We start from the raw sequence: 23,766 nt of genomic DNA, 5'->3' as shown, positions 1-23,766 counted from the left end.
GCGCAACGGCTGACGGCGGTGCAAACGCTGACGTCCAGCAGACACTACCGCTGGTGCTACCCGCCCATGGTCTGCCGCGGGATAATCCCGCCCGCCACAGGCAAACATCTCAAGACCGTTACACTCGGCATCAGCGGCATGCCGGGCCGGGATTTACACCATTTTCGGGTTGACATTGTGCATCAAAGCTATCCGTCCGGGGATTGTATCAACCACTGTCTGTATCAGATTAAACAGCGGCGTTTGTTGATGTATACCCAAATCGCCAGCACCCGGGAAAGAGCCAACCTGCTGTGCCTGTATGCCAATAATGACGGCGGATCCCACGCCATGCTGTCGGCGAAAAAATTACCCGACGCAAACCCATTCCACCTTTCGGCTGGATTGCGCGCTTTCCTTTCGCGGCGACATCACTTTCTTTGCCGTAATGTATAAAAACAGCGACGGCCTCCGTCAGCCACTGTTTACCCTCACCCGCACCGTCGATAACACCCTGGTCGCCTATGCGCCGGGCCAACAAGCCACAGCGTCGGCGATTGCCCATCGGGTGAGTCTAACCGAATTGGGCTTATTGAAGCACCATTTCCTGCGGCTGATTGTCCCGCTGGTGGGCGACCCCCGCCACACGTCGGTTTTTGTGCAATGGGAAGCGGAGCAACGCCGTCGGGATCTGTTTTGCCTGCCGCTGCTGCCGGCGCTGAACGGCTCCCGCTACGAGTCGCGTTTCGGGATTATGGATTTGGCCGGCGTGGCCAGCGCAGACGCCTGGATGGTTATCCGCCACTATAGCGAAAAACATCGTCGGCTGAAATGAACGGCAGGGGCTGCCAGTAGGGCGTCGTGAGAGGGACGCCAGCGTGTTGACCCGGGGCGCAGCAAGGCTTTGGGCTTATAACCCGACGCGGTTAGCTGGAGCAAGAGATAGCCAGGTGCCGTCCCCATTCAGGCGGCGGCGCGGCGAAATCATCCTGCCCGGGGTCGTCGCGATAGTGGTCACACAGGGCCTGATGCAGCCGCGCCAGTTCGCCTGTTTCCCCCTTTTCCTCCCCGGTAATCGCCTGCTGGGCCAGGTAGTTACGCAGCACAATGCGCGGGTTGGCCGCCAGCATTGCCCGGCGCCGCACTTCGTCGTCAAGCCCCTCCTCCCCCAGCCGCCGCCGGTAACGGCTGAACCAGTCATCAAACGCTGCCCGGTCGACGAAATCGTCGCGCAGCGGCGTGTGCGAGTCCTGCCATTCTGTCAGGCTTAGCGCGCGAAAGGTGCGGGTATAATCCGCCCCCTCCCGCGCCATCAGTTGCAACAAATCCGTCAACAACGCATTATCCTGTGCCCGAGCCTGGGTCAAACCCAATTTGACGCGCATGAGCTCGCCAAAAGCCGCCATCAGCGCCGGCTCGTAACCTGCCAGCGCGGCCTGCAAGTCCGCCGCCGGCATCAGGCCCGCCAGCGAATGCGCCAACCGGTTAAGATTCCAGAGCTGCCACCGCCGGCTGATTATCAAATGCGTAACGCCCCTGATAATCGGAGTGATTGCAGATAAAGCCCGGCTGCCAGGCATCGAGAAAACCGTAAGGGCCATAATCGATGGTCAGACCGAGGATCGACATATTATCGGTGTTCATCACACCGTGGGCGAAGCCGCAGGCCTGCCAGCCGGCAATCATCCGTGCGGTGCGCGCCACCACATCAGACAACCACAGCCGATAACGGCCGTCTACACCCACCAGCGCGGGCCAGTGCCGTTCGATAACGTAATCCGCCAGACGGGTAACGTTATCCTGCTGGCGCAGGTAATAAAAATGCTCAAAATGACCAAAACGCACATGGATGTCGGCGATACGCATCATCATCGCGCCCGTTTCCGGCTGCTCGCGCCACACCGGCTCCTCGCTGGTGACGATCGTAAGCGCGCGGGTGGTGGCGATACCAAGATGATGCAGCGCTTCCGAGGCGAGAAATTCCCGCACCACAGAACGCAAGACCGCGCGACCGTCGCCCATGCGCGAATAAGGCGTCAGGCCGGCGCCTTTCAGATGCCAGTCGACGATGTTGCCTTTCGCCAACCGCTGCTCGCCGAGCAAAATGCCGCGACCATCCACCAGGCGGCCGGCCCAGACGCCGAATTGATGCCCGCTGTAGACCTGCGCCAGCGGCTGCATTCCGGGCAGCAGGCGCGCGCCGGTGAGCGGCGTGGGCGCCAGTTCACTGTAATAGCCGGGCAGACAGCGATGATAACTATTGGTAAAGAGCGGATAATGTGGCATAGACCCTCCTGCCCTCAGTATAGCCGGCGCCTTGGGCGGACGACGTTCTGCCGTCAGCCGCGCGGCAGCAAGGATAAGCCTGGACGCCAGGGACGCGTATATCAACGCAGGCTGGTCGCGAGCCAGTCCGCCGCCGCCCGGTAGTCTACCCCCGGTAGAAGTTGCGCCAGGGCTTCCAGCGGCGCGGGATTCAGACTGTCGGTGAAAATACGACAGCGGCTGATGGCGCCATGCTCGACGTCAAAATGCAACTCCACGCCTCCCCAGCTAAACCGGGTGTCGAGCAAATGACTAAAGGCCGGCGCGGCGCCGAAATTCCATTCCCAACTGCTTTGGCGGCGAAACTGCTCGGCGAATCCAGGCAGGTCGGGGGCCTGCTGCGGTGAGATGCGCTCCGGCACCGCTGATTCGCCATAGTGGGCAAAAAACGCCTGCTGTACGCTATGACACAGCCGCGCATGATCGATGCCGGGCACCAGCTCGGCCACATTCGCCACCCGAGAACGTACCGACGTTATCCCCTTGGCTTGTAATTTTTTCGCATCGGGGTTCAGGTAGTGCGCCAGACGTCTCAGGTCGGCATGCAGTAATACCGTGCCGTGATGAAACCCGCGATCGACGGTCTGGCGGTAGGCGGAACCGCTGATTTTGCGTTCGCCGCCGGGGGTGGCGACCACCAAATCGTTGCGCCCCGAGGTGCGGGCTTCGACGCCCAGCCGGCGCAGGCCGTCGAGCATAATGGCGGTGGAGAGGCTTTTGTCATATCCCGGTTTGCCGGCCATAAAGGTAAAACAGGTGTTACCCAAGTCATGAAATACCGCCCCGCCGCCGCTGCTGCGACGTGCCAGACGGATGCCGTCGCGTTCCATACGCCGGGTATTGCACTCTTTCCAGGGGTTTTGCGCGCGACCGATCACCACGGTTTGTGCGTTGCGCCAAAGAAACAGTACCCGCTGACTGGGCGGCATCTGGCGGAAAATGCACTCTTCCACCGCCAGATTGAACCAGGGATCGTGGGAATCCGATAAAAGTATTCGCAATGAAGACATGTTTTCTCCCGGCACGGCCCCGTCAAATACGCCGCGCCTGCCAATAGGCTTTACGCCAATAGCTGTTTTCCAAGGACGAGCGGATCACCCAGCGGCTGGTAGAGGCGTGAATAAAGGTGTTGTCGGTATCATAAATGCCAACATGCAGGCCATAGCGGCAGCGGCCGGTTTTGAAAAACACCAGATCGCCGGGCAGCAGCTCATCGCGATCCACCCGGCTGCCGATATCGGTCTGCGCCTCGGTCGTGCGTAGCAGCATAATAGCGAAACGGTCGCGGAAGGTGAGATAGACGAAACCGGAGCAGTCAAGTCCGCTCGGGCTCAGACCGCCGTAACGATAAGGTGTGCCGTGCCATTGGTTCAGCTGGTCGTTAAGCTTGGCGATGACCATGATTGAGTCGGACAAACGCGGGTACGGCGGCGGCGCATGGTGGCTACAGCCGGTCAACAACAGCGTCAGCCCCAACAGTAGAACAGCGATCCTTTTCATTGTTGTTTCACTCTCTCAGGTGCCAGCAGCCAACGGCGGTCGCCGGCCGACACCAGACTGAACGCGACGTTGAACACGCGTGCCAATTGTCCGGGCGTCATCACTTCAGCGGCGGCGCCTGCCGCCACCAGTTCCCCCTGCGCCATCAGCCAGACCTCGTCGGCATGCGCCAGTCGCCCGGCGATGGACGCTACCGCTCGCTGGCTGCCGCCGGCTGGTGCTGGCGCAAATAGTGAAACACCGGCTGCGTACCGCCGCCGCGCGCCAGCTGCGGCAGATAACCGCGCCGTCGGGAAAGCTCGCCCGGTGTCCAGGCCGCGAGCGCTTTGCCCAACACCTGCACCTCGCCGTGAAAAGGCTGCAGACCGGCCAGGCAGCTGAGCAGCGTGCTTTTCCCGGCACCGTTGGGGCCAATGATATGGATACGCCTGCCGGCGGCGACGGCGCGGGACAATGGCCGCAAACGGCCCGGGACCGCAATATCACGGGCGCGGAGCAACCAACGGGACGAGGGTGCCGTCAACGCCATTATCTATTGCGCCAGCGCCTGTTGCAGCGCGTTGTGCAAAAGCGCGTCTTCCGGCGTCACGTCAGGCGCGAAACGAGCCAATACGCTCCCGTCGCGACCAACGAGAAATTTCTCGAAGTTCCACAACACATCGTCTTTATGCGCCGGCGCCAGCCCTTTCGCCTCCAGGCGCGCATACAGCGTCCCCTTTGGCGCCGGCGTCGTTTCAGGACAGGCCGAGATAAGCTCACGGTACAGCGGATGGCGGTGCTCGCCGTTCACGTGAATTTTACTGAACATGGGGAATTGCACGCCAAACGTCCCGCGGCAAAAGGCCAAGATGTCCTCATCGCTACCCGGCTCTTGACCGGCAAATTCGTTCGACGGGAACCCCAGTACCTCGAACCCCTGATGACGCCAGGTTTGGTAAAGGCGTTCCAGTCCCGTGTACTGATCGGTAAGGCCACATTGGGAGGCGACATTGACCACCAGCAGCACCGACCCGCGGTAGGGTTCGAGAGTGGTGATATCCCCCGCCAGCGACTTTAGCGGTAACGTATAAAGTGTTTCGTGCATCCTTCCCCTCCTTTCTGTCGCGCGAGCCGCGATGCCGGCATCGGCTAGGCGCGTACGCGGACCAGCAGCCAAATAAACACGGGGGCGCCAAGCATTGCAGTGACGGCGCCCACCGGCAATTCCGCAGCCCGGAGACTCATACGGGCCACCACATCCGCCAGCAGCAGAATACCGCCGCCGGCCAATCCGCAGCCGGGCAATAACGCGCGGTGATCGTTCAGCCCCCACAGTCTGAGGAGGTGGGGCACCACCAGACCAATAAAGCTAATGGCGCCGGCCAGCGCGACGCTTATCCCCACCATCCAGCCGAACGCCAGCACAAAGCCGGTGCGCCAGAAATAGACCGACAATCCCAATTGCCGGGCGCTCACCTCGCCCAATGCCAGGAGGTTCATCACCCGCCCGCAGGAGCATAGCCAGATGAGAAAGGGCAGCAACGACAGCATCAGCCATTTATCGCGCCAGTCCACCCCGCTGAATCCGCCCATCAGCCAATAAAGCAGTTGGCGTAAATCCAGGCTGGAGCTGAAATAAATAAGCCAGGTCATCAAGGCACCGCACAGGATCCCCAGCGCCACACCGGTCAACAGCAGCCGGGCATTGGAGGTCTGTCGGCGCGCAAACCCCAACAGCACCAAGGTCATCAGCAGCGCGCCGGCTACCGCACTCAGCCCCAAGATCCACACTGGCAACAGGCCGCCGCCCAAGAGCACCGCCAGCGTCAACGTCATGCCGGCGCCGTTGGCGACGCCGAGCAGGCCCGGCTCCGCCAGCGGATTGTCGAAAATGCCCTGCATGACCGCACCCGCCATCGCCAGCGATGCGCCACCACCACGACCGCCAACGAACGCGGCAAGCGCAGTTGCCAAATAAACAACCGCGCTTCGTCGCTCAACCAGCGATTGGGCCATAGCCAGATTTCACCTGCGCTAAGGCTAAAAGCTAACGCCAGCAGCAGCCCGAGCAGGACCACCCGACGCCGGTCGAACCGCTGTTGCCTTTTTAGCAAACGGGCGTAACCCGGACTGCCCGAGGCGGTCATTATGCCATCCCTCCCTGTTTGTCCTTTAACGCTGGCGCAGCACGTCGCCGGCCCATTATGCCTCTATCCTAACGTTATCCTATTGAAAGTGATAGCACCGTAAGCGTCCAGGCGGCGGCGCGTCGGCCTCAGCCGGACGTAAGGCATAAAAAACCCCGGACGGCCCGGCCCGGGGGATGAGGAGAAGAGCGAAAGGTACTGCCGCGAATTTAATGCGGCGGCGGTTGGTGCGGACCCTTGCCACCGCCGTGGTCAGCGTGCGGCGGTTTGCCGTGATGCCCATGCTATGCTGTCCGCCATGATGCGGCACCCTGGTGTTGCGCCGCGGCGCGCTACCACCCTGGGTCGGTCATGCGCAGGGCGGTAGCGCCGCAGGGATCGGCCTCATTTTTAACCGACGACCAATCAATGTCCGCCAGCGCAGCAGCAACAAGCCCGCCACAACCGCCAGTCCGAGCGCATAGCCGCTCCACAGTCCGACCGCGCCCCACGACAGCCCGAAAGCCAGCACCAGGGCGCACGGGCAGGCGATACCCCAATAGCCCGCCAGGCAAATCACCAGCGGGTAGCGGGTATCCTTCAACCCGCGCAGGGCACCTGCCGCAATTGTCTGCATGCCGTCAAACACCATGTGACAAGCCAGAATAGCAAACAACCGCGCGGTCAGTGCGTCGATAGCGGCAAACTGACGATCGGTCGGCGCAATGAACACGCGCAAAATGTGCTGGCCGAACAACGCAAGCGTCGCCGCCGCGCACAGCATCACCACTGCGCCTAACGCCAGCGCCCGGTTGCCGGCGCGCCGGCAATGGCGTGGCTGCAATCGTCCGGTGAAAAACGCCACCCGTACCGTCGCCGCCTACCCCAGCGACAGAGGCACCATAAAAATAATGTTAGCCACATTCATACACACCATATGAGCGCCGAGCGATACCGCACCAAACTGCCCTGCCAACAGCGATGAGAACGAAATTAATCCCATTTCTGCGGCGTACAGGCCGCCGATGGGCCAGCCGATACGCAGCAGCGCGCCGACGGCCGTGCGCAGTTCACGGGCGGGTAAGCGCAACATTCCCGGCGGCAGCATCCGCTGGCGTGCGCTATACAACGCGAGGCCGACCAGCATCAGCCACCAGCAAAGACTGAGCGCATAGCCGGCGCCGGCGATGCCATGCCCGCGCGCGTCCCCCGCGCCCAGCACCCACAGCCAGCTGAGCGGGAAATGCACGCCCGAGACGATAAACGCCACCCACATGACAATCCGGGTCCGCTCCAGCGACGCCAGATAGTAACGCAGCGGCGCGCTGCACAACATGGCGGGGATACCCCAAGCATAAGCGCGGCAGAACTGTCCGGCATAGCCGGCCACATCCGCGGTGACGCCAAACAGCCGCAGCAGCGGCGTGATGTGGGTTAGCAGCAAGATGAGCGGCAGCGACACCAGCAAAGACAATAACCACGCCCCCGCCAGCGCGACGCTGTCCAGCCGCCACAACACCATACTGGCGGTGAGCATCATGGCCATCTGACCGATTTGCGCCACAGCTAACGGCGCAGCAATGGCCAGTAAAACGCGGGTTTCACCGTCCGGAGCCGCGCGCGCCATTGCGCGGTGCCACCCGACCCACCGTGCGCCGCGCCTCACGGTTGTTCTCCGCTCCTGTTGACCAAGGCGTCGATGATGGTGGCGCTGCTGCGCAGGGCGCCGTGCTGCAAATATTTCATCGCGAGCAGGGAAGCATCATGGGCCGCCGGACTCGAGCCGGCAACGCAGTCTTGTACCACCCGGCAGTGATAATCATGCTGATGACCATCAGCAAAAGTGTAATGCACGCAAACATCGGTAAAGCCGCCGACCATAATCTTGGTCTTGGCGCCAAACGCCTCCAGCATGATCTCAAGCCCGGTGCCGAAAAAGGCCAAGTAGCGCTGTTCTTGAATAAAGAAATCCGTCTTGCGCATGGCCATTTCTTCCCAGGCCAGCGGCGTGCCAGGCTCGCCGTCCAGGCAATGGATATTCTCGTCGCCGTCCAGCTCACGGCCATAATCCGCCTTGCTGCGATGGTGGATTTCCTGAATAAATACGATGAGAATACCCGCGGCGCGGGCGGCATCGACCACCGCGCATGCGCGCGCGTAACGTGCGGTGGAATCCGGCATAAACGGCATGGTCGAGGTAGGTTTATAGGGCAAAAAAACAGCCCTTTTGTATATCAATCACCAGCAGTACCGGCTGCCCGTTCAACACAGGATTCAGTTTCTTTTTCACGGTTTCAGTACTCACGTTGCACACCCCATTCTATGACCTGCTCCCCATCAGCCGCCCCCGCCCATTAATCTGGGCAGGTTGCCAATTCGGGCAATTAAACTGAACGCCAGAATATCCACCAGCAAAAACAATACCGCGCTGACGCACATCGTCGGCTGGAACCCCATTCGCAGACTATTGAACACTTTGATGGGCAATGTCTCGACCTGAAACCCGGCCACCAAATAGGCAATAATATATTCATTCAGGCTGGAGATGAAGACAAACACTAACCACGAGCAGACATGGGGCACAACTGTCGGCAATACCACGGTGTGCAGGACATCGCGTCCGGTGGCGCCCAGCGTGGTGGCCACCTCGACCAGTTGCCGATCGACGCTGCGAAACCCCAGCGAGATGAACGCCAGCCGAATCGCGGCAAACACCACCGCGTGGCTGATAACCTTGCTGACAGCCTGGCCGGCCATACCCAGTTTGCTCCAGAACACCATAAACGCCAGCGGAAGCATAATGGGCGCGGGTATCACCCTTATCGCCCCCGCCTGGCATGTTCGGGCGCTGGCGGAGTTCGGCCAGCGCGTTCAGCATCAGTTCAAGCTGACCCTCGGGGCGACAGGACGCCCATTATCCCCCGCTGACACGGCCCGCAGCCGGTCAGGTCCGCGTCGCGGTGGTGGGGGCATATCTCAACGGTATGCCGCTTAATGGTCAATTGACGTCGCGCCACACCGTCCGGGTAGCGCAAAGCTAAACCGCGCCCTGCTATCGGCTTTACGCGCTGGCCAATACCCAGCCGCCGAATCCTGGTCTAGTGCGGGATGACCAGGGGTAATGCATCGATATCGAGCTGTGGGATATTCCGCTGGCGCGCTTTGGTGGATTCGTCGCGGAGATCCCAGCGCCGCTGGCGCATGGGGACAGTGCAATTGCGAGACGGGGAATGGGTGAAAGGGTTTATCTGCGAGACTTGTGCGCTGGCGCGCGACATTACCGCTTGTGGCAGTTGGCGCCGCTATAGCGAAGAGCGCGAGCAAAAGCATTCTCGGCGACCCGCGACATAGCGGTGCTAGCCGAAGTGTGTCAGCCAGAATGAAATCAAAGTCCCGGCCCCAAGGCCAGGACTCTGTAAGCGCTCTCTATGCCAAAGCTGTGTCGCGAAAAGATAACGGCACCCGCGCCTTTGTTACGTCTGCTTCACTCTTTCGGTGAGGCATTCTCGACACGGCTTTTCAGCTTCTGTCCCGGGCGGAACGTCACCACCCGGCGGGCGGTAATAGGAATATCCTCGCCCGTTTTTGGATTGCGTCCTGGCCGCTGATTTTTGTCGCGCAAATCAAAATTACCGAAGCCTGATAATTTTACCTGCTCGCCATTTTCCAACGCCCGGCGCACTTCCTCAAAAAACAGTTCCACAATTTCTTTGGCATCCCGTTTGCTCAGCCCGAGCTTTTCAAACAGGTATTCTGACATTTCAGATTTAGTAAGCGCCATAAGTTCAATCCCTCAAGGATGCTTGGAATCGCTGCTTTAGTGACGCCACGCATTTCGCAACGGTCGCGGCAATCTCCTCTTCTTCCAGTGTACGAGCGGTATCCTGCAAGATCAGGCTGATAGCCAGACTCTTAAAACCTTCCGCTACGCCCCTGCCCCGGTACACGTCAAACAAGTTTACGCCAACTAACTGATTTTCGCCAACTTTCTTACACTCCGCGATAATATCTGCTGCTGCGACGTCATCAGCCACCACCACGGCGATGTCACGGCGGTTAGCGGGGAAGCGGGAAATGTCATTCGCTTCAGGCACTTTACGCTCGGCAACCTTCTCCCAGAGTAGTTCAAACACCAGCGTACGGCCATTTAAATTCAGTTTTGCTTCAAGCTCGGGATGAATAACGCCAACGAATCCAATGGCTTCATTGTTAAGATAAATTGCGGCGCTCTGCCCCGGATGCAGCGCGGAATGCTGTTGTGACCTGAACTCAATATCGTCTAATTTTCCGGTAAGCTCAAGTATTGTCTCAAGATCACCCTTGGCATCGTAAAAATCCACCGGTTGGCGCGGCTGATCCCAATGTTCGTCCAGGCGTGGACCGGAAATGACCCCGGCCAGCATAAGATCCTGACGAATTCCCAGGTCGGCTGCGTTATCAGGCACAAAGCGCAAACCGCTTTCAAACAGGCGGACTCGCTGCTGCTGACGATTCTGATTATAGACCACCGCGCCGAGAAGACCGGTCCATAATGACAAACGCATGGCGGACATATCTTGAGAAATCGGGCTGGGCAACACCAGCGGCGCCTGCTGAGGATGCAGCAGCGCCTGGGTTTTGGGGTCGACAAAACTATAGGTTATCGCTTCTTGATAGCCGCGATCCACCAGCAACGTTTTGACCCGCGCCAGCGGCAGCGCCGCTTCGCGGTGGTGTGGCATCACCAGATTGGCGCGCACCGGCACATTCGGGATCGCGTCATAACCGTATACGCGCGCGACCTCTTCTATCAAATCTTCTTCGATAGCCATATCAAAACGCCAGCTCGGTGCCACGGCCTGCCAGCCCTGCACTGTGCGGCTGACCTGGCAGCCCAGACGGGTCAGAATATCGCTCACGTCCTCGTCCGGGATAACATGGCCAACCAAACGATCGAGGGTTTTGCGACGCAGCGTGATGGTGGCAGGCTGCGGTAGAGCGGATGCGGAGGTCACATCGATAACCGGGCCCGGCTGGCCGCCGCAGATAGCGACCAGCAGCGCGGTCGCCCGCTCCATGGCGCGCGGCTGCAGCGCCGGATCCACGCCGCGTTCATAGCGGTGCGATGCATCGGTATGCAGCCCGTAGCGGCGGGCGCGACCGGTGATGGCCAACGGATTGAAAAAGGCGCATTCCAGCACCACGTCGCGGGTGGTCGGGCTGATACCGGACGCGGCGCCGCCGAAAATTCCCGCCATTGCCAGCGCCTGGCCGTGGTCGGCAATCACTAGCGTATCGGGCGCAAGCGTCACCTCGCTGCCGTCGAGCAGGGTCAGCGTCTCATCCTGCCGGGCATGACGCACCACGATCCCCACTTCTATGCGCGCGCGATCGAAAGCGTGCATCGGCTGCCCTAGTTCCAGCAGCACATAATTGGTAATATCCACCACCGCGTCCACCGAACGCAGCCCGCAACGGCGCAGTTTTTCCGTCATCCACAGCGGTGTCGCGGCGCCGACATTAATATTTTTCACCACCCGGCCCAAATACCGCGGGCAGGCGTCGATGGTATCGACGCGGATAGGCAGTGTATCGATAATCTCCGGCGCCACCGTCTCGATGACCGGCATGTGCAGCGCCAGGCGATTGCGCACCGCGACATCGCGGGCGACACCGAGCAGGCCAAGGCAATCGGCGCGGTTTGGCGTCACGCTGATATCGATGGTGTTATCGTCGAGCTGCAAATAAGCGCGGATATCCTGGCCGACCGGCGCCTCGGCGGGCAGTTCGAGGATACCGTCATGGCCGCCGGTAATGCCTAATTCGGAAAACGAGCACAGCATCCCTTCCGACGGCTCGCCGCGCAGTTTGGCGGCTTTGATTTTGACGTCGCCCGGCAGCACAGCGCCGACGGTGGCAACCGCCACCCGCAGGTCAGCGCGGCAGTTGGGGGCGCCACAGACAATATCCAGCAGCCGCTCGCCGCCGACATCCACCTTGTTGACGCGCAATTTGTCGGCGTTGGGGTGCTGGCCGCATTCTACCACCCGTCCGACCACCACGCCGGTAAACCGGCCGGCAACCGGTTCCACGCCATCCACTTCCAGGCCGGACATGGTAATCTGATCCGCCAGCTCCTCGCTGTCGATGGCCGGATTCACCCATTCACGCAGCCAAAGTTCACTGAATTTCATGTGTTAATCCCGCCATTATTTAAATTGTTTAAGAAAACGCAGATCGTTTTCAAAGAATGCGCGCAAATCCGTGACACCGTAACGAAGCATCGTAAGCCGCTCCATGCCCATGCCGAATGCGAAGCCGGAGTAGATTTCCGGATCGATGCCAACATTGCGCAGGACATTAGGATGCACCATGCCGCAGCCCAACACTTCCAGCCAGCGGCCGTTTTTGCCCATCACGTCCACTTCGGCGGAGGGTTCAGTAAACGGAAAATAAGACGGGCGGAAACGGACCTGCAAGTCCTCTTCAAAAAAGTTACGCAGAAAATCATGCAGCGTGCCCTTCAGGTTGGTGAAACTGATATCGGTATCGATAATCAGCCCCTCCATCTGATGGAACATCGGCGTATGGGTCTGGTCATAATCGTTGCGGTACACCCGCCCCGGCGCAATGATGCGAATCGGCGGCTGCTGCGCCTTCATGGTACGGATCTGTACGCCGGAGGTCTGAGTGCGCAAAAGCCGGGTGGCGTCAAACCAGAAGGTGTCGTGATCGGCGCGTGCAGAATGATGGGCGGGGATATTAAGGGCGTCGAAATTATGGTAATCATCTTCAATTTCCTGGCCAGTGGCCACCGAAAAGCCCAACTCGCCGAAGAAGTGTTCAATGCGCGCGATGGTGCGCGATACCGGATGCAGACCGCCGTTTTCCATGCGGCGCCCCGGCAGCGAGACATCCAGCGTTTCAGCCGCCAGCCGCGCCGCCAGCGCCGCGCCCTCCAGCGTCGATTTACGCTCGGCCAGCGCCTGCAAAACATCCTGTTTGGCCTGATTGATCACCGCACCCGCCGCCGGCCGCGCGTCCGGCGCCAGATCCCGCAGCGCCATCATTTGCTGGGTAAAATGCCCTTTTTTGCCTAAATATTCGACGCGGACCAATTCCAACGCCTCTATATCCTGTGACCGTTCAATATCTGCTTTGGCCTGCACAACCAAATCTGCGAGATGTGGCATTGCTTTCCTCTTCTTCCTGCCGTAGATGGCTTAACCGTAATGCGCGAGCGACTCGCCTGAGCGCGTAAACGCGCAGAGCACCCCGCTTATCAGCAATAAAAAAGCCTCCACTCCGGGAGGCTTTAGCGCTATTTTTCGTTTCTTGACTTACGCGCAAGCCCCCGGGAGACAAGTGCTAAAGTAAAAAAAGAAACGGAAAATAGCAGCATTCATGCTTGCATTACCTTGTTAACGCCTGGATGTAACCGCTTAAAATCGTACCCGCCGTTGACGCGAAAAAAATAGGGAGACCGGCTCCCTCTTCTTAAACCGGCTTACGCCAGGGCGCCTTTCGCTTTATCGGCCAGAGCGGCGAAAGCCACTTTGTCGAATACAGCGATATCCGCCAGGATTTTACGGTCGATCTCAATGGAAGCCTTTTTCAGGCCATTGATGAACCGGCTGTAAGAAATACCGTTCTGACGGGCCGCGGCGTTGATACGCGCGATCCACAGTTGACGGAACTGGCGTTTCTTCTGACGACGGTCACGGTAAGCGTACTGACCTGCTTTGATAACCGCCTGGAAGGCAACACGGTAAACGCGCGAACGGGCACCGTAGTAACCTTTCGCTTGTTTCAAGATTTTTTTGTGACGTGCACGTGCTACCACACCACGTTTTACGCGAGCCATATGCTCTCTCCTAAAGTCTTATTCGAACCAATTAAAATGACGCTTACGCGTAGGGCAGACAACGCACGACCAAACCCAGATCCCCTTTGGAAACCATGGATTTTGGGCGTAGGTGACGCTTACGCTTAGTGGATTTTTTGGTCAGAATATGACGCAGGTTAGCATGCTTACGCTTGAAACCGCCCGAAGCCGTTTTCTTAAAGCGCTTTGCGGCACCGCGTACTGTCTTGATTTTTGGCATGAGTTTATCTCTACTCCGCATTGTTAATAATATGAATCAGTGAGGCGAAGGCAACGCCGAAACGGCGCCTTACTTGTCAGGCCTTACTGTTTCTTCTTGGGTGCGAGCACCATGATCATCTGGCGGCCTTCAATTTTGGAGGGTAAAGATTCCACTACCGCCAGTTCACTCAGATCGTCGCGAACGCGATTAAGCACTTCGATGCCGATCTGCTGGTGCGCCATTTCACGTCCGCGGAACCGCAGGGTGATTTTTGCTTTATCGCCGTCTTCCAGAAAACGAATCAGGTTGCGTAGTTTTACCTGATAGTCGCCTTCATCGGTACCAGGCCGGAATTTGATTTCCTTAACCTGAATAACTTTCTGCTTTTTCTTCTGCTCTTTGGTGGATTTGCTCTTCTCATAGAGGAACTTGCCGTAATCCATGATTCGGCAAACCGGCGGCTCGGCATTGGGGCTGATTTCGACTAAATCAACGCCCGCTTCCTCAGCTTTTTCAAGCGCTTCATTCAGGCTGACTATACCAATCTGCTCGCCGTCGATACCCGTCAGACGAACCTCTGCGGCGCGGATTTCTCGGTTTATACGATTGGGACGCGCCGGTTGAACTCGTTTTCCGCCTTTAATACTTTATTCCTCCAGTTGATGAAGATTACGGCTGCGGATTTCGTGCTGCAGCGTGGTAATAATCTCGTTAATGTCGAAACTGCCCAGGTCTTTACCGCGGCGTGTACGCACGGCAACCTTGCCTGCTTCAACTTCTTTATCTCCGCAGACCAGCATGTAAGGCACCCGACGCAAAGTATGTTCGCGGATTTTAAAGCCTATTTTTTCATTTCTCAAGTCTGCTTTCACCCGAATACCTGCCGCAGACATTTTTTCCGTCAGTTTTGCGATATATTCCGACTGATTATCGGTAATGTTCATCACGACGACCTGCGTCGGCGCCAGCCAGGTCGGGTAGAAACCCGCATACTCCTCCGTCAGAATGCCAATGAAGCGTTCCATTGACCCCAGAATAGCGCGGTGGATCATCACCGGCACCACCCGTTCGTTGTTTTCCCCGACGTACGAGGCGTTCAAACGACCGGGCAGCGAGAAGTCGAGCTGCACCGTACCGCATTGCCAGGCACGATCCAGGCAATCGAGAAGCGTAAATTCAATTTTGGGACCGTAAAAAGCCCCCTCGCCCGGCTGGTATTCAAAGGCAATACCGTTTTCCGTCAGCGCGGCGGCCAGGTCCTGCTCCGCCCGGTCCCAGGCGTCATCGCTGCCGATACGCTTTTCCGGGCGGGTAGACAGTTTGACCAGGATTTTCTCAAAGCCAAACTGGCCGTACATATCATACACCATTTTGATGCAATTGTTTACTTCATCGCGTACCTGGTCTTCGGTACAAAAAATATGGGCGTCATCCTGGGTAAAGCCGCGTACCCGCATCAATCCGTGCAGCGAGCCGGACGGCTCATTGCGGTGACAACTGCCGAATTCCGCCATCCGCAGCGGCAGATCGCGATACGACTTCAGACCCTGATTGAAAATCTGCACATGCCCCGGACAATTCATCGGTTTGATGCAGTATTCCCGGTTTTCCGACGACGTGGTAAACATATGCTCGGCATAATTTTCCCAGTGCCCGGTCTTTTCCCACAGCACGCGGTCCATCATGAACGGGCCTTTCACTTCCTGATACTGATAAGCTTTGAGCTTCATACGCACAAAGGTTTCCAGTTCGCGGAAAAGCGTCCAGCCGTCGTTGTGCCAAAACACCATACCCGGCGCTTCTTCCTGCATATGATACAGATCAAGCTGCTTGCCGATTTTACGATGATCGCGCTTCGACGCTTCTTCCAGATGCTGCAGGTAGGTATTAAGCTGCTTTTTATCGCCCCAGGCGGTACCGTAAATGCGCTGTAGCATTTTGTTTTTGCTGTCGCCGCGCCAGTAGGCGCCGGAGGTTTTTTGCAGGGTGAAATGATGGCAGAAACGCATATTGGGCACGTGCGGGCCACGGCACATATCGACATATTCTTCATGATGATAAAGTCCGGGACGATCATCGCGACGGATATTCTCGTCGAGGATAGCCACTTTATAATCCTCGCCCCGCGCAACGAACGCATCACGGGCCTGCTGCCAGCTGACTTTTTCCTTGATGACGTCGTAGTCTTTTTCGGCCAGTTCGTGCATCCGCTTTTCAAGCAGGCTGATATCGTCCTGGGTCAGGGTATGATCGAGATCGACATCATAATAAAAGCCTTTGTCGATAACCGGACCGATGGCCATTTTGGTTTGTGGCCATAATTGTTTAATGGCGTGTCCCAGCAAATGGGCGCAAGAATGGCGGATTATTTCCAGCCCCGCCTCGTCTTTGGCGGTTATGATGACCAGCTGGGCATCGTGCTCAATGACATCAACGGCATCAACCAGCTCGCCGTTAACGCGGCCGGCGATGCAGGCTTTGGCCAGACCAGGACCAATGTCGCGGGCAACATCAAGGGGAGACACGGGATGGGCAAACTGACGCTGACTGCCATCAGGGAGAGTTATAACGGGCATGCGGTTTCCTTATAATGCAGTGGTGATCCCTACGCAAGATCACTTACGTTTCATCTTTCTTGTCAATATCAACTGATTGCGCTGCCAACTAACCAACAATCGCGAGTTTGGCAGGCAATCAGCTTCACTCATCACCCACCGCGCCAACGGCAGGTCGCTTTCGGCGCTATGGTATCACTTATCCGGCAAGACCACATCTTTACGTCGCCACGTCCGCGTAATTAACCGGCGGCAGCGGCACGCCGGACGAGCGAAATCGCCGCAGCGGCGGGGTTAACCTCGCGGCGCTGAGCGTCAGGATAGGGTTAGCATGGCTGATTGCGCAGGGGGAATCAGGGCTCCAGAGGGGAGTAAATAGGTAAATCGGCTGAGGACGGGACTATGGCTATCTGCCTATGGGGAAAGCGGCATAGGCGGTAGGGGGAATAAGGGTGAACTAAGGGATAGGGGTGCATTGCGCGCATCGCGTCCCGCCATGCCCGGTCTGAGCAGGCGATGGAGGCCCGCAGCGGGCCTCCCCGAAGCGCTGCGGCGTTACCCCGTGCGCATGGCCTCGTACCGAGGCTGGGTCCGTTTCAGCCCACGAAGTAATCCCCATGGCGCACATCCGTTATCATATCCGGGCCGGTCGGCGTCCAGCCCAGCGCCGATCGCGTGTGCGCACTTGATGCCGGCATATCCGCGCCGAGAAAATTAGCTAACCAGCCAAAATGGTCACGCCCACGTGAGGCGACCGGCAGACCTAATCGCGCGCCAATCACCTCGGCAAGAGTCTTGCCGGTGACGCTTTCGTCGGCAACGGCATGGTAAACAGGCTCGGGATGGTCTTGCTCCAGCACCAGCCGATACAGACGCGCGGCGTCAGAACGGTACACGCCCGTCCAACGTTCTGGCCGTCATCCAGAAAAGCGGACACCCCCTTCTCGCGCGCCAGACTGACCAAGGCGGCAATAAAATCATGATCGCCACTACCGTGGACCGACGCCGCCAGTCTGACAATGCCAGCCCGTACCCCCTGCGCCACCAGTGCCATCGCCGCGGCTTCAGATTGGCGCGGGTAACGGGGTTCGGTGGGTGCGACGTCTTGCTCTGTCGCGACCCGCCCCGGCGTGAGATGGGCCAGCCCGGCGGTCACCAACAGCGGTCGCGTCGAGCCTTTTAACGCGCCGCCCAAGGTTTCAATCGCCAGACGGCCTTGCTGCGCACTCTGGGCAAAGCGGGAAAAATCATGATTAAACGCGGTGTGGATAACCGCATCCGCCGCTTGAGCGGCCTGGCGCAGCAGTGTCAGATCGTCAAGGGTACCGGGCAATGCCACGGCGCCACTGGCCGTCAACGTCGCCGCCTTGTCGCGCGAACGCACCAAACCGGTTACCTGATGTCCTGATTTGAGTAATTCAGCCACTACCGCTGAGCCGACCCAGCCGGTCGCCCCCGTGATAAATACTTTCATGCGTCATCTCCGCTATCGCTATCGTGTAGGCATTGTAGCCAGACTAATTATCCTGTTAAAGTAGTGACTTTATACGGGTATAAACAGTAACAGGTAGTGAAGATGCCCCACGGTAATGTGCTTGGCGCCTACCTGCGCCAGCGACGCACCAAACTGGATCCCGCCGCCTTCGGTTTTGACGCCGGCCGCCGGCGCACGCCGGGATTGCGCCGCGAAGAGCTCGCGCAGCTCGCCCATATTAGCGCCACCTGGTACACCTGGCTGTAACAGGGTCGTGGCGGGAAACCCTCGGCAGCGGTGCTAGACAGGCTGGCGCAGGCGCTGAAGCTGACGGAAGCGGAGCGTGAGCACCTGTTTTTACTCGGCCTCGGTCGCCTGCCCGAGGTCCGTTATCGCGCCTGTGATGCCATCACGCCACGTCTGCAGCGCGTGCTGGACGTGCTTACCGACAGTCCTGCCACCGTACGCACCGCCACCTGGGACGTTATCGCCTGAAATCAAGCCGCCGCGGCGGTATTCACCGATTATGGCCAGCTTGCCCCCGCCGAACGCAATATCCTGCGCCTGATGTTTTGCGAACCGCGCATGCGCACGGTGCAAGGAGATTGGCAATCCGTGGCCCGGCTGGTAGTCGCTTCTTTTCGTCGCGACGCGGCCCGTGCCGGCGCGGATACCGAGGTCGCGCATCTGGTGGCGGAATTAAGCCAGTCGAGTCCAGAATTTGCTGCCATGTGGCGCGATGAGGATGTGCAGACGGACAGCAACGGCGTTAAACATTTGCGCCATCCGCAAACTGGGCACGATAACCCTGGAATTTTCGTCCTTTGCGGTTGACGCGCGGCCGGACTTGAGTTTGATTGTCTACAACCCCGTCGAAGAAACCGACCGGCGCCGCATCGCGGCGTTTATCGCTGCGGCATAACATTCTGCGCTGCCGGCGTAGGGGCATTTCTCATTATTGCGTCACCCCGCGGCACGGCGGCGCTGTGGACGGGGTTCACAGGGGGTGCGATTTGACTCGGCACGGGGTGGGAGCCCCGTCGTCCAGCATGACGCCCGGAAGGGTCAACGTCGGCGACAACAGCACCAGGGCCGGGTCGGTAAAAAGTCTGCCGTCGAGGTTGTTAAGCACGGTGCGGCTAACCCGGGTTTCACCGACGGCGACTATGATGCCGGAGGTATTGTCTATTTCACCGGCGTGCAACCATAAGTCACCGCCGCTGAGAATGCCGGTATTGACGCTATTAATATTACTCAAGCGCTGTCCATGGGTATCAAGTTGCAGGTATTCTCCCGACTGCAGGCGACCACGTGTGTTGAGCAGCGCGTCGCTGGTCACGCAGCTCACGCCTGAGGCGTTAATCAATCCCGCCGTATTGTCTATCTGGCCGGCGTGAAGCGTCAGATTTCCCCCGGCAAGGATGCCGGCGAAGCTGTTGTATGCATTAATCAACCGCTGGCCCTGAGTATCGATATGCAGATCTCTTCCCGTCTGCAGGCAGCCGCCGCAATTGTCAAATTCTCGGCTGTTGATGCGGGCCACTCCCGCGGCCCTGATGCGGCCGGCGGTATTGTCCAACGCGCCGGTGTTGACCACTAACAACGCGCCGGCCTGCACATTGCCACCCTCATTGTCCAGCGAGCGGCTCAACAGTTTCATGCCTCGCGCCGTCGCCAGCATTCCTTTGACATTTTTGACTGCGCCGCCAACAATCTCAGTCCTGCCTGCGGCGGTGATCATGCCCGACGTATTGTCTATATCGCCGGTGTCGAGGAACAGATCCGCACCGCAGTTGATTACGGCATTAACGGTAAAACGATTGCACAGCGCGCTGTTGCGGGTATCAATAACCAAATTGCCGCCGGACTGCAACCGGCCGCCGTTGTTTTCCAGCGGGCCGCTGGTTATCCGTAGTCCCCTCTTTGCCGACACACTGCCGCCGGTGTTGCTGAGCGACTTACGCCGGGTATTGACCGTCACCTCGTCACTGGCCATGACGCCATAAGCATTCATCAAATGTTGGCTGCGCGTGCTTAGCCGATTTTTTACCTCTATCTGTCCCCCGGTATTAACAATCACCAGTTGCGTCTCCAGTTGCGCATCGCCACCGAGCGCCAGCAATCGTCCCCCCTGGTTGTCGAGTTTATTGGATTTGAGCGTCACATCACGGCTGCCCTGCAGGTGACCATAGACATTGTTGGTGCCGCGCTCGGCCTGCAAGAAAAGGCTGCCGTGTGCCGCCGGGGTTATTCAGATAACCTGACTTCAGCCACAAAGCGCCGCCGCTTTGGATCCAGACGCCGCGATTATCCGCTTCGCCGCTGCCCAGCAGCTTCATTTGACCCGCGCCCAATTGCCACATGATTCTCCTTTGATGCTGCAAGTGGGTGGCCGTTAGCGACAACGATTGCGCCCGGGTAACGCTTTGCGTCAGATCGAGCTGTTCGCCTGTAAGCAACATGGCGCCGGTGGACCATAAGATACCCTGATAGTCATTCAGACGCTCCGCGGTTAGGGCCATTCGACCGTTACCCAGTAACTTGATGGTCCCGCCTTGATTGTCCAATATCTTGGTTCTTAGCGACAGATTAGGGCCGTTGACGATAATCCTTCCCCCGCGGTTATCAACCCATGCCGTCCTGATAAGCATATCCCCGTTGGTGGACACCAGACCCTGATGATTATTTAATTGGTGTACTTTTAACTGCAGCAGATCATCCCCCCGCTGCTCCAGCGTGCCGAGCCGATTGGAAATTTCCTGGGCTACCAGCGTTAGCATATTGGCGCTCAACCGGCCGTTATTGTTGGTAAATGATGTCGCGGCGCGCGCAGTGATTTTGCCGCCGCAGACCTGAGCACCATCGGTGCAAAGGGTGCCTTGGTTTGCTGACAACATAATGTCTGTGCCGGAGGTCCGGCTGCCGGCTAAATCCACCTCGCTTCCGCATACCATCAGAGCGCCCGTGGCCTGATTGTAGCCCTGCGCTATCAATGGTCCTTGACTGGTCATCATCAGATTGCCCGCCCGGGTCAATTGTCCCTGGGCATCGCTGCCGGCCGACAGCAGGCTGTCGCCCGTCATATCGACGCGTTTGGCGTCCAGCGTGATATCGCCCCCCGCCCGCAGGCTGCCGGTATTAAAGAGTGTTTCGGCGGCGGAGAGTCTGGCATTACTGTGCGTAATAAGACATCCGGTATTAATGACATCCCCCTCGCCGGCTAACGCCAGAGTCTCCTGACTCTGCATGCTGCCGCGATTCTCCAGCCGGCCGGCGGCGCTGAGACTCAACTCGCCGACGCCGGCGCCCAGTTCACCAGCGTTACGTACGCCTACGCCTTTTTCAGTCCCCACCATGACGATTTTCTTGGCATACATGCCACCCAGGCCCGCCACGTCCAGAGCATATTCCGGCTTATCGCCCTGCGCATCGGCGAACGTTTCCGTCACCGCTGCCCGCGACATTCACCCGATTGCGCCCGGTGACAATGCTGAGCGATTGGCTTTGCACCTCGGCGTTAACCTCCACCGCGCGCGCAATCAATTTTGTCGCGTCCATCCTCGCCGCATCCATTCCCCTACCGGCGACTTTAGGGGGAAATGACAATGTGGCACGCCATCAGCACTCTGCTGGTCGAAACCCTGGACGAAAATACGATCCTCGAACGACGTGAATTACCCGGCGGCGAACTGCACGCCGCGTGGTATTTGCGTTATGGCGCTCATCATATTTTTGTCAAAAGCGACGCCCATGAACTGCTGCAAAAGTTTGCCGATGAAGCGTACCAGCTCGCTTTGCTGGCGCGCAGCAACACCGTCCGCGTGCCGCGGGTCTATGGCGTAGGCAGCGCCCGGGATCAAAGCTTCCTGCTGCTGGAATATCTGCCGCCCCGCCCGTTTGACGCCCACGGCGCCTGGCGTTTCGGGCAACAACTGGCCCGTTTGCATCAATGGAGCGAACAACCGCAGTTCGGGCTGGATTACGACAATGATCTTTCCACGCTGCCGCAGCCGAACGCCTGGCAGCGTCTCTGGTCGCGTTTTTTCGCCGAGCAACGTATCGGCTGGCAATTGCAGTTGGCGGCGGAGAAAGGGCTGGTGTTTGGCGATATTGACACGCTTATCGACCGGGTCGAACAGCAGCTGCACGATCATCAGCCCCAACCCTCCCTGCTGCATGGCGACCTGTGGCCGGATAACTGTGCCAACAGCGATCAAGGCGGTTTTCTGTTTGACCCCGCCAGCTACTGGGGCGATCGCGAATGTGATTTAGCCACATTGCCGCTATTTAGCCAAATGCCGCCGCAGATTTACGACGGCTATCAAAGCGTCTGGCCGCTGGATAAAAGCTTCGTGCGTCGCCAGCCGGTCTATCAACTTTATTACCGCTTAAAAAACGCTATTTTGTTCGGCGGTGAGCATATACCGGCGGCGGCCGCCGACCTCGACCTGGTGCTCACCCCCGGCGCCGGCGATTAAAGCATGCCCAGCAGTTTGAAGGCGAAATACCCCACAACCGCAATGATCACCGGCAAGATGTACAGCGGGAAAAACTGCAGCAAAATAGTATGACGCGGCATAACAATGCGCTGTTCAAGCTCGGCGCGCCGGACGCCTGCAGCGCCAGGCCGATAAAAACCAGAATATAAATTCCCCAAAACAACAGATTGGGACTGGCAAAAAGACCACGGCTAAAATCCGGCTGCGGCGAATTATGCCAAAAGGCGTTCAGAAATGGCGTATTAAAGCGCATCATATCGATAATGACATGGAAAAAGTCGCTCACCACCGCATTGATGCCTTGATTAGGACCGCTATGTTGCTCGATGAATTTTAATACCGAAATAAAGGTCGAAATCACTGCCGGTATAAAGATAACCCACCCGGCAATCCGCTTAATAACCGCCAGGCGGCCGGTTTGCTGATACGTCATGTGCTCCCCTTGATAAAACGACGCAGGTCCGATTTGCTTAAGTTTATCTATAATTTACTTTTTTTGCTTTATTGTTTTCTTAAAAAGCCCTTTATGCTATCGCTATTCCACGCCCGCGTCTCGGCACGCGCGTCGGCCGCTAACCACAGGAAACGTTTCATTATGGCAACCCCCCCCAAGCAGCAAGCCGTTATTTTTGACATGGATGGACTAATTATTGACTCCTAACCCTTGTGGCATCAGGCTGAGCTTAAGGTGTTCGCCGAATTGGGTAAAGCGGCCAGCATCGCCGCCACCCTGCCCGACACGTTGGGATTACGAATCAATGAGGTGGTGGGTCTCTGGTATCAGGCTTCTCCCTCGCAGGGCCCGTCGCGCCAGGAAATCAGCGAACGTATCATTGAATGCGCGCTGGGGTTGATTGAACAGCAGCGGCCATTACTGCCAGGCGTAGAGCAGGCGCTGGCGCTGGCGGCGGACTGCGGGCTGAAAATCGGTCTGGCTTCGGCCTCGCCGCGTTTTATGCTGGAACGAGTATTGGAGATGTTCTCGCTGCGGCACTATTTCCAGGTCATCGCCTCGGCGGAGTCGCTTCCTTACAGCAAGCCGCACCCGGAAGTCTATTTACGCGCCGCCGCCGAACTGGACGTTGCGCCGCTGCGCTGCTCTACGCTTGAGGATTCCTTCAATGGCATTATTGCCACCCGGGCGGCGCGTATGCGCTCGATAGTCGTGCCCGATGCCGGCCTGCGCGACGACCCGCGCTGGTGTCTGGCGCAGGTGCAACTCCCCTCGCTGCTGGCCCTGGAAGCGGCCCACATCCAGTAAAC

Annotated in this window: 20 protein-coding genes, 8 pseudogenes and 1 other annotated feature; of the genes and pseudogenes, 5 read left to right on the top strand and 23 right to left on the bottom strand. The window is 58.5% G+C overall.

Annotated elements, in window-relative coordinates; all coding sequences use genetic code 11:
* The first annotated feature begins 310 nt into the window (after positions 1–310).
* A complete protein-coding gene (locus tag JZM24_RS15110; RefSeq protein ID WP_215670680.1) occupies positions 311–814 on the top strand; it encodes a hypothetical protein in 504 nt (167 codons plus the stop codon).
* Between the two features lie 91 nt (positions 815–905).
* Here the strand turns inward: JZM24_RS15110 and JZM24_RS15105 are convergent.
* The 11 genes and pseudogenes from JZM24_RS15105 to JZM24_RS15055 form a co-directional block, all read right to left on the bottom strand.
* Positions 906–2,265: pseudogene (locus JZM24_RS15105) on the bottom strand (protein adenylyltransferase SelO).
* 128 nt (positions 2,266–2,393) lie between these two features.
* Positions 2,394–3,314: pseudogene (gene lplA, locus JZM24_RS15100) on the bottom strand (lipoate--protein ligase); the annotation flags it as partial.
* Between the two features lie 22 nt (positions 3,315–3,336).
* Positions 3,337–3,804 (bottom strand): C40 family peptidase, encoded by a 468-nt coding sequence (locus tag JZM24_RS15095; protein WP_215670676.1) that lies wholly within the window; start codon positions 3,802–3,804, stop codon positions 3,337–3,339.
* On the bottom strand, positions 3,801–3,950 hold the full coding sequence (locus JZM24_RS15090) for a hypothetical protein (protein WP_215670673.1): 150 nt from the start codon (positions 3,948–3,950) through the stop codon (positions 3,801–3,803). Before JZM24_RS15090 ends, JZM24_RS15095 begins: the two co-directional genes overlap by 4 nt.
* Positions 3,951–3,994: 44 nt before the next feature.
* Positions 3,995–4,333: an ATP-binding cassette domain-containing protein gene (locus JZM24_RS15085; protein WP_215670671.1), complete on the bottom strand. Its 339-nt coding sequence runs from the start codon at positions 4,331–4,333 to the stop codon at positions 3,995–3,997.
* Between the two features lie 3 nt (positions 4,334–4,336).
* Positions 4,337–4,888 carry a glutathione peroxidase gene (locus JZM24_RS15080; RefSeq protein WP_215670670.1) on the bottom strand — a complete coding sequence of 184 codons (552 nt, stop codon included), beginning with the start codon at positions 4,886–4,888 and terminating at the stop codon, positions 4,337–4,339.
* 44 nt (positions 4,889–4,932) lie between these two features.
* Positions 4,933–5,930 (bottom strand): annotated as a pseudogene (btuC, locus tag JZM24_RS15075) (vitamin B12 ABC transporter permease BtuC).
* Between the two features lie 349 nt (positions 5,931–6,279).
* Positions 6,280–6,777 (bottom strand): annotated as a pseudogene (locus tag JZM24_RS15070) (MATE family efflux transporter); the annotation flags it as partial.
* Positions 6,778–6,789: 12 nt separating this feature from the next.
* Positions 6,790–7,536, bottom strand: coding sequence for an MATE family efflux transporter (locus tag JZM24_RS15065; protein WP_215670666.1), 747 nt, complete (start codon positions 7,534–7,536; stop codon positions 6,790–6,792).
* Positions 7,537–7,571: 35 nt separating this feature from the next.
* On the bottom strand, positions 7,572–8,123 hold the full coding sequence (locus JZM24_RS15060) for a cysteine hydrolase family protein (protein ID WP_215670664.1): 552 nt from the start codon (positions 8,121–8,123) through the stop codon (positions 7,572–7,574).
* Positions 8,124–8,246: 123 nt separating this feature from the next.
* The gene (locus JZM24_RS15055) at positions 8,247–8,690 is read right to left on the bottom strand and encodes an ABC transporter permease (protein ID WP_246580106.1); all 444 of its coding nucleotides are present in this window, start codon (positions 8,688–8,690) and stop codon (positions 8,247–8,249) included.
* Positions 8,691–8,715: 25 nt separating this feature from the next.
* Between JZM24_RS15055 and JZM24_RS18880 the strand changes: the two are divergent.
* A pseudogene (locus JZM24_RS18880) lies at positions 8,716–9,260 on the top strand (allophanate hydrolase-related protein); the annotation flags it as partial.
* 133 nt (positions 9,261–9,393) lie between these two features.
* Here JZM24_RS18880 and ihfA read toward each other — a convergent pair.
* The 9 genes from ihfA to JZM24_RS15010 all read right to left on the bottom strand — a co-directional run bounded on the left by ihfA (position 9,394) and on the right by JZM24_RS15010 (position 18,004).
* Positions 9,394–9,690, bottom strand: a complete 297-nt coding sequence (gene ihfA, locus JZM24_RS15050; protein WP_215670660.1) for an integration host factor subunit alpha — start codon at positions 9,688–9,690, stop codon at positions 9,394–9,396.
* A gap of 4 nt (positions 9,691–9,694) precedes the next feature.
* On the bottom strand, positions 9,695–12,082 hold the full coding sequence (gene pheT / locus JZM24_RS15045) for a phenylalanine--tRNA ligase subunit beta (RefSeq protein WP_215670658.1): 2,388 nt from the start codon (positions 12,080–12,082) through the stop codon (positions 9,695–9,697).
* 15 nt (positions 12,083–12,097) lie between these two features.
* Entirely contained in the window at positions 12,098–13,081 is a 984-nt protein-coding gene (gene pheS / locus JZM24_RS15040; RefSeq protein ID WP_215670656.1) for a phenylalanine--tRNA ligase subunit alpha, read from the bottom strand.
* Positions 13,082–13,175: 94 nt separating this feature from the next.
* Positions 13,176–13,299 (bottom strand) — a sequence feature (Phe leader region).
* Positions 13,229–13,294: a pheST operon leader peptide PheM gene (gene pheM / locus JZM24_RS15035; RefSeq protein ID WP_215671216.1), complete on the bottom strand. Its 66-nt coding sequence runs from the start codon at positions 13,292–13,294 to the stop codon at positions 13,229–13,231. It overlaps the preceding feature by 66 nt.
* 96 nt (positions 13,300–13,395) lie before the next feature.
* Positions 13,396–13,752: a 50S ribosomal protein L20 gene (rplT, locus tag JZM24_RS15030; RefSeq protein ID WP_074012489.1), complete on the bottom strand. Its 357-nt coding sequence runs from the start codon at positions 13,750–13,752 to the stop codon at positions 13,396–13,398.
* A gap of 43 nt (positions 13,753–13,795) precedes the next feature.
* On the bottom strand, positions 13,796–13,993 hold the full coding sequence (gene rpmI / locus JZM24_RS15025) for a 50S ribosomal protein L35 (RefSeq protein ID WP_011411240.1): 198 nt from the start codon (positions 13,991–13,993) through the stop codon (positions 13,796–13,798).
* Between the two features lie 83 nt (positions 13,994–14,076).
* Positions 14,077–14,619: a translation initiation factor IF-3 gene (gene infC, locus JZM24_RS15020; protein WP_215671214.1), complete on the bottom strand. Its 543-nt coding sequence runs from the start codon at positions 14,617–14,619 to the stop codon at positions 14,077–14,079.
* 3 nt (positions 14,620–14,622) lie between these two features.
* Positions 14,623–16,551 (bottom strand): threonine--tRNA ligase, encoded by a 1,929-nt coding sequence (gene thrS / locus JZM24_RS15015; RefSeq protein WP_215670654.1) that lies wholly within the window; start codon positions 16,549–16,551, stop codon positions 14,623–14,625.
* 757 nt (positions 16,552–17,308) lie between these two features.
* On the bottom strand, positions 17,309–18,004 hold the full coding sequence (locus JZM24_RS15010) for an NAD(P)H-binding protein (protein ID WP_246580078.1): 696 nt from the start codon (positions 18,002–18,004) through the stop codon (positions 17,309–17,311).
* 96 nt (positions 18,005–18,100) lie between these two features.
* On the opposite strand from JZM24_RS15010, the pseudogene JZM24_RS15005 reads away from it, so the two are divergent.
* Positions 18,101–18,926: pseudogene (locus tag JZM24_RS15005) on the top strand (helix-turn-helix transcriptional regulator).
* 75 nt (positions 18,927–19,001) lie between these two features.
* On the opposite strand, the gene JZM24_RS15000 reads toward JZM24_RS15005, so the two are convergent.
* The gene (locus JZM24_RS15000; protein ID WP_215670652.1) at positions 19,002–20,225 is read right to left on the bottom strand and encodes a hypothetical protein; all 1,224 of its coding nucleotides are present in this window, start codon (positions 20,223–20,225) and stop codon (positions 19,002–19,004) included.
* On the bottom strand, positions 20,170–21,468 hold the full coding sequence (locus JZM24_RS14995; protein ID WP_215670650.1) for a hypothetical protein: 1,299 nt from the start codon (positions 21,466–21,468) through the stop codon (positions 20,170–20,172). The genes JZM24_RS15000 and JZM24_RS14995 overlap by 56 nt, the downstream gene beginning before the upstream one ends.
* A gap of 141 nt (positions 21,469–21,609) precedes the next feature.
* Between JZM24_RS14995 and JZM24_RS14990 the strand changes: the two genes are divergently transcribed.
* Positions 21,610–22,482, top strand: coding sequence for a fructosamine kinase family protein (locus JZM24_RS14990; RefSeq protein ID WP_215670648.1), 873 nt, complete (start codon positions 21,610–21,612; stop codon positions 22,480–22,482).
* Here the strand turns inward: JZM24_RS14990 and JZM24_RS14985 are convergent.
* Positions 22,479–22,864, bottom strand: a pseudogene (locus JZM24_RS14985) (YniB family protein). The gene JZM24_RS14990 and the pseudogene JZM24_RS14985 overlap by 4 nt on opposite strands.
* A 234-nt stretch (positions 22,865–23,098) precedes the next feature.
* Here JZM24_RS14985 and hxpB point away from each other — a divergent pair.
* Positions 23,099–23,764 (top strand): annotated as a pseudogene (hxpB, locus tag JZM24_RS14980) (hexitol phosphatase HxpB).
* Positions 23,765–23,766: the final 2 nt, after the last annotated feature.

The organism is Candidatus Sodalis endolongispinus (assembly GCF_018777395.1).
GTDB classification, from domain to species: domain Bacteria; phylum Pseudomonadota; class Gammaproteobacteria; order Enterobacterales; family Enterobacteriaceae; genus Sodalis_B; species Sodalis_B endolongispinus.
Note: the sequence above shows the minus strand (reverse complement) of the source record. Positions and strands in the feature narration are given on the sequence as shown.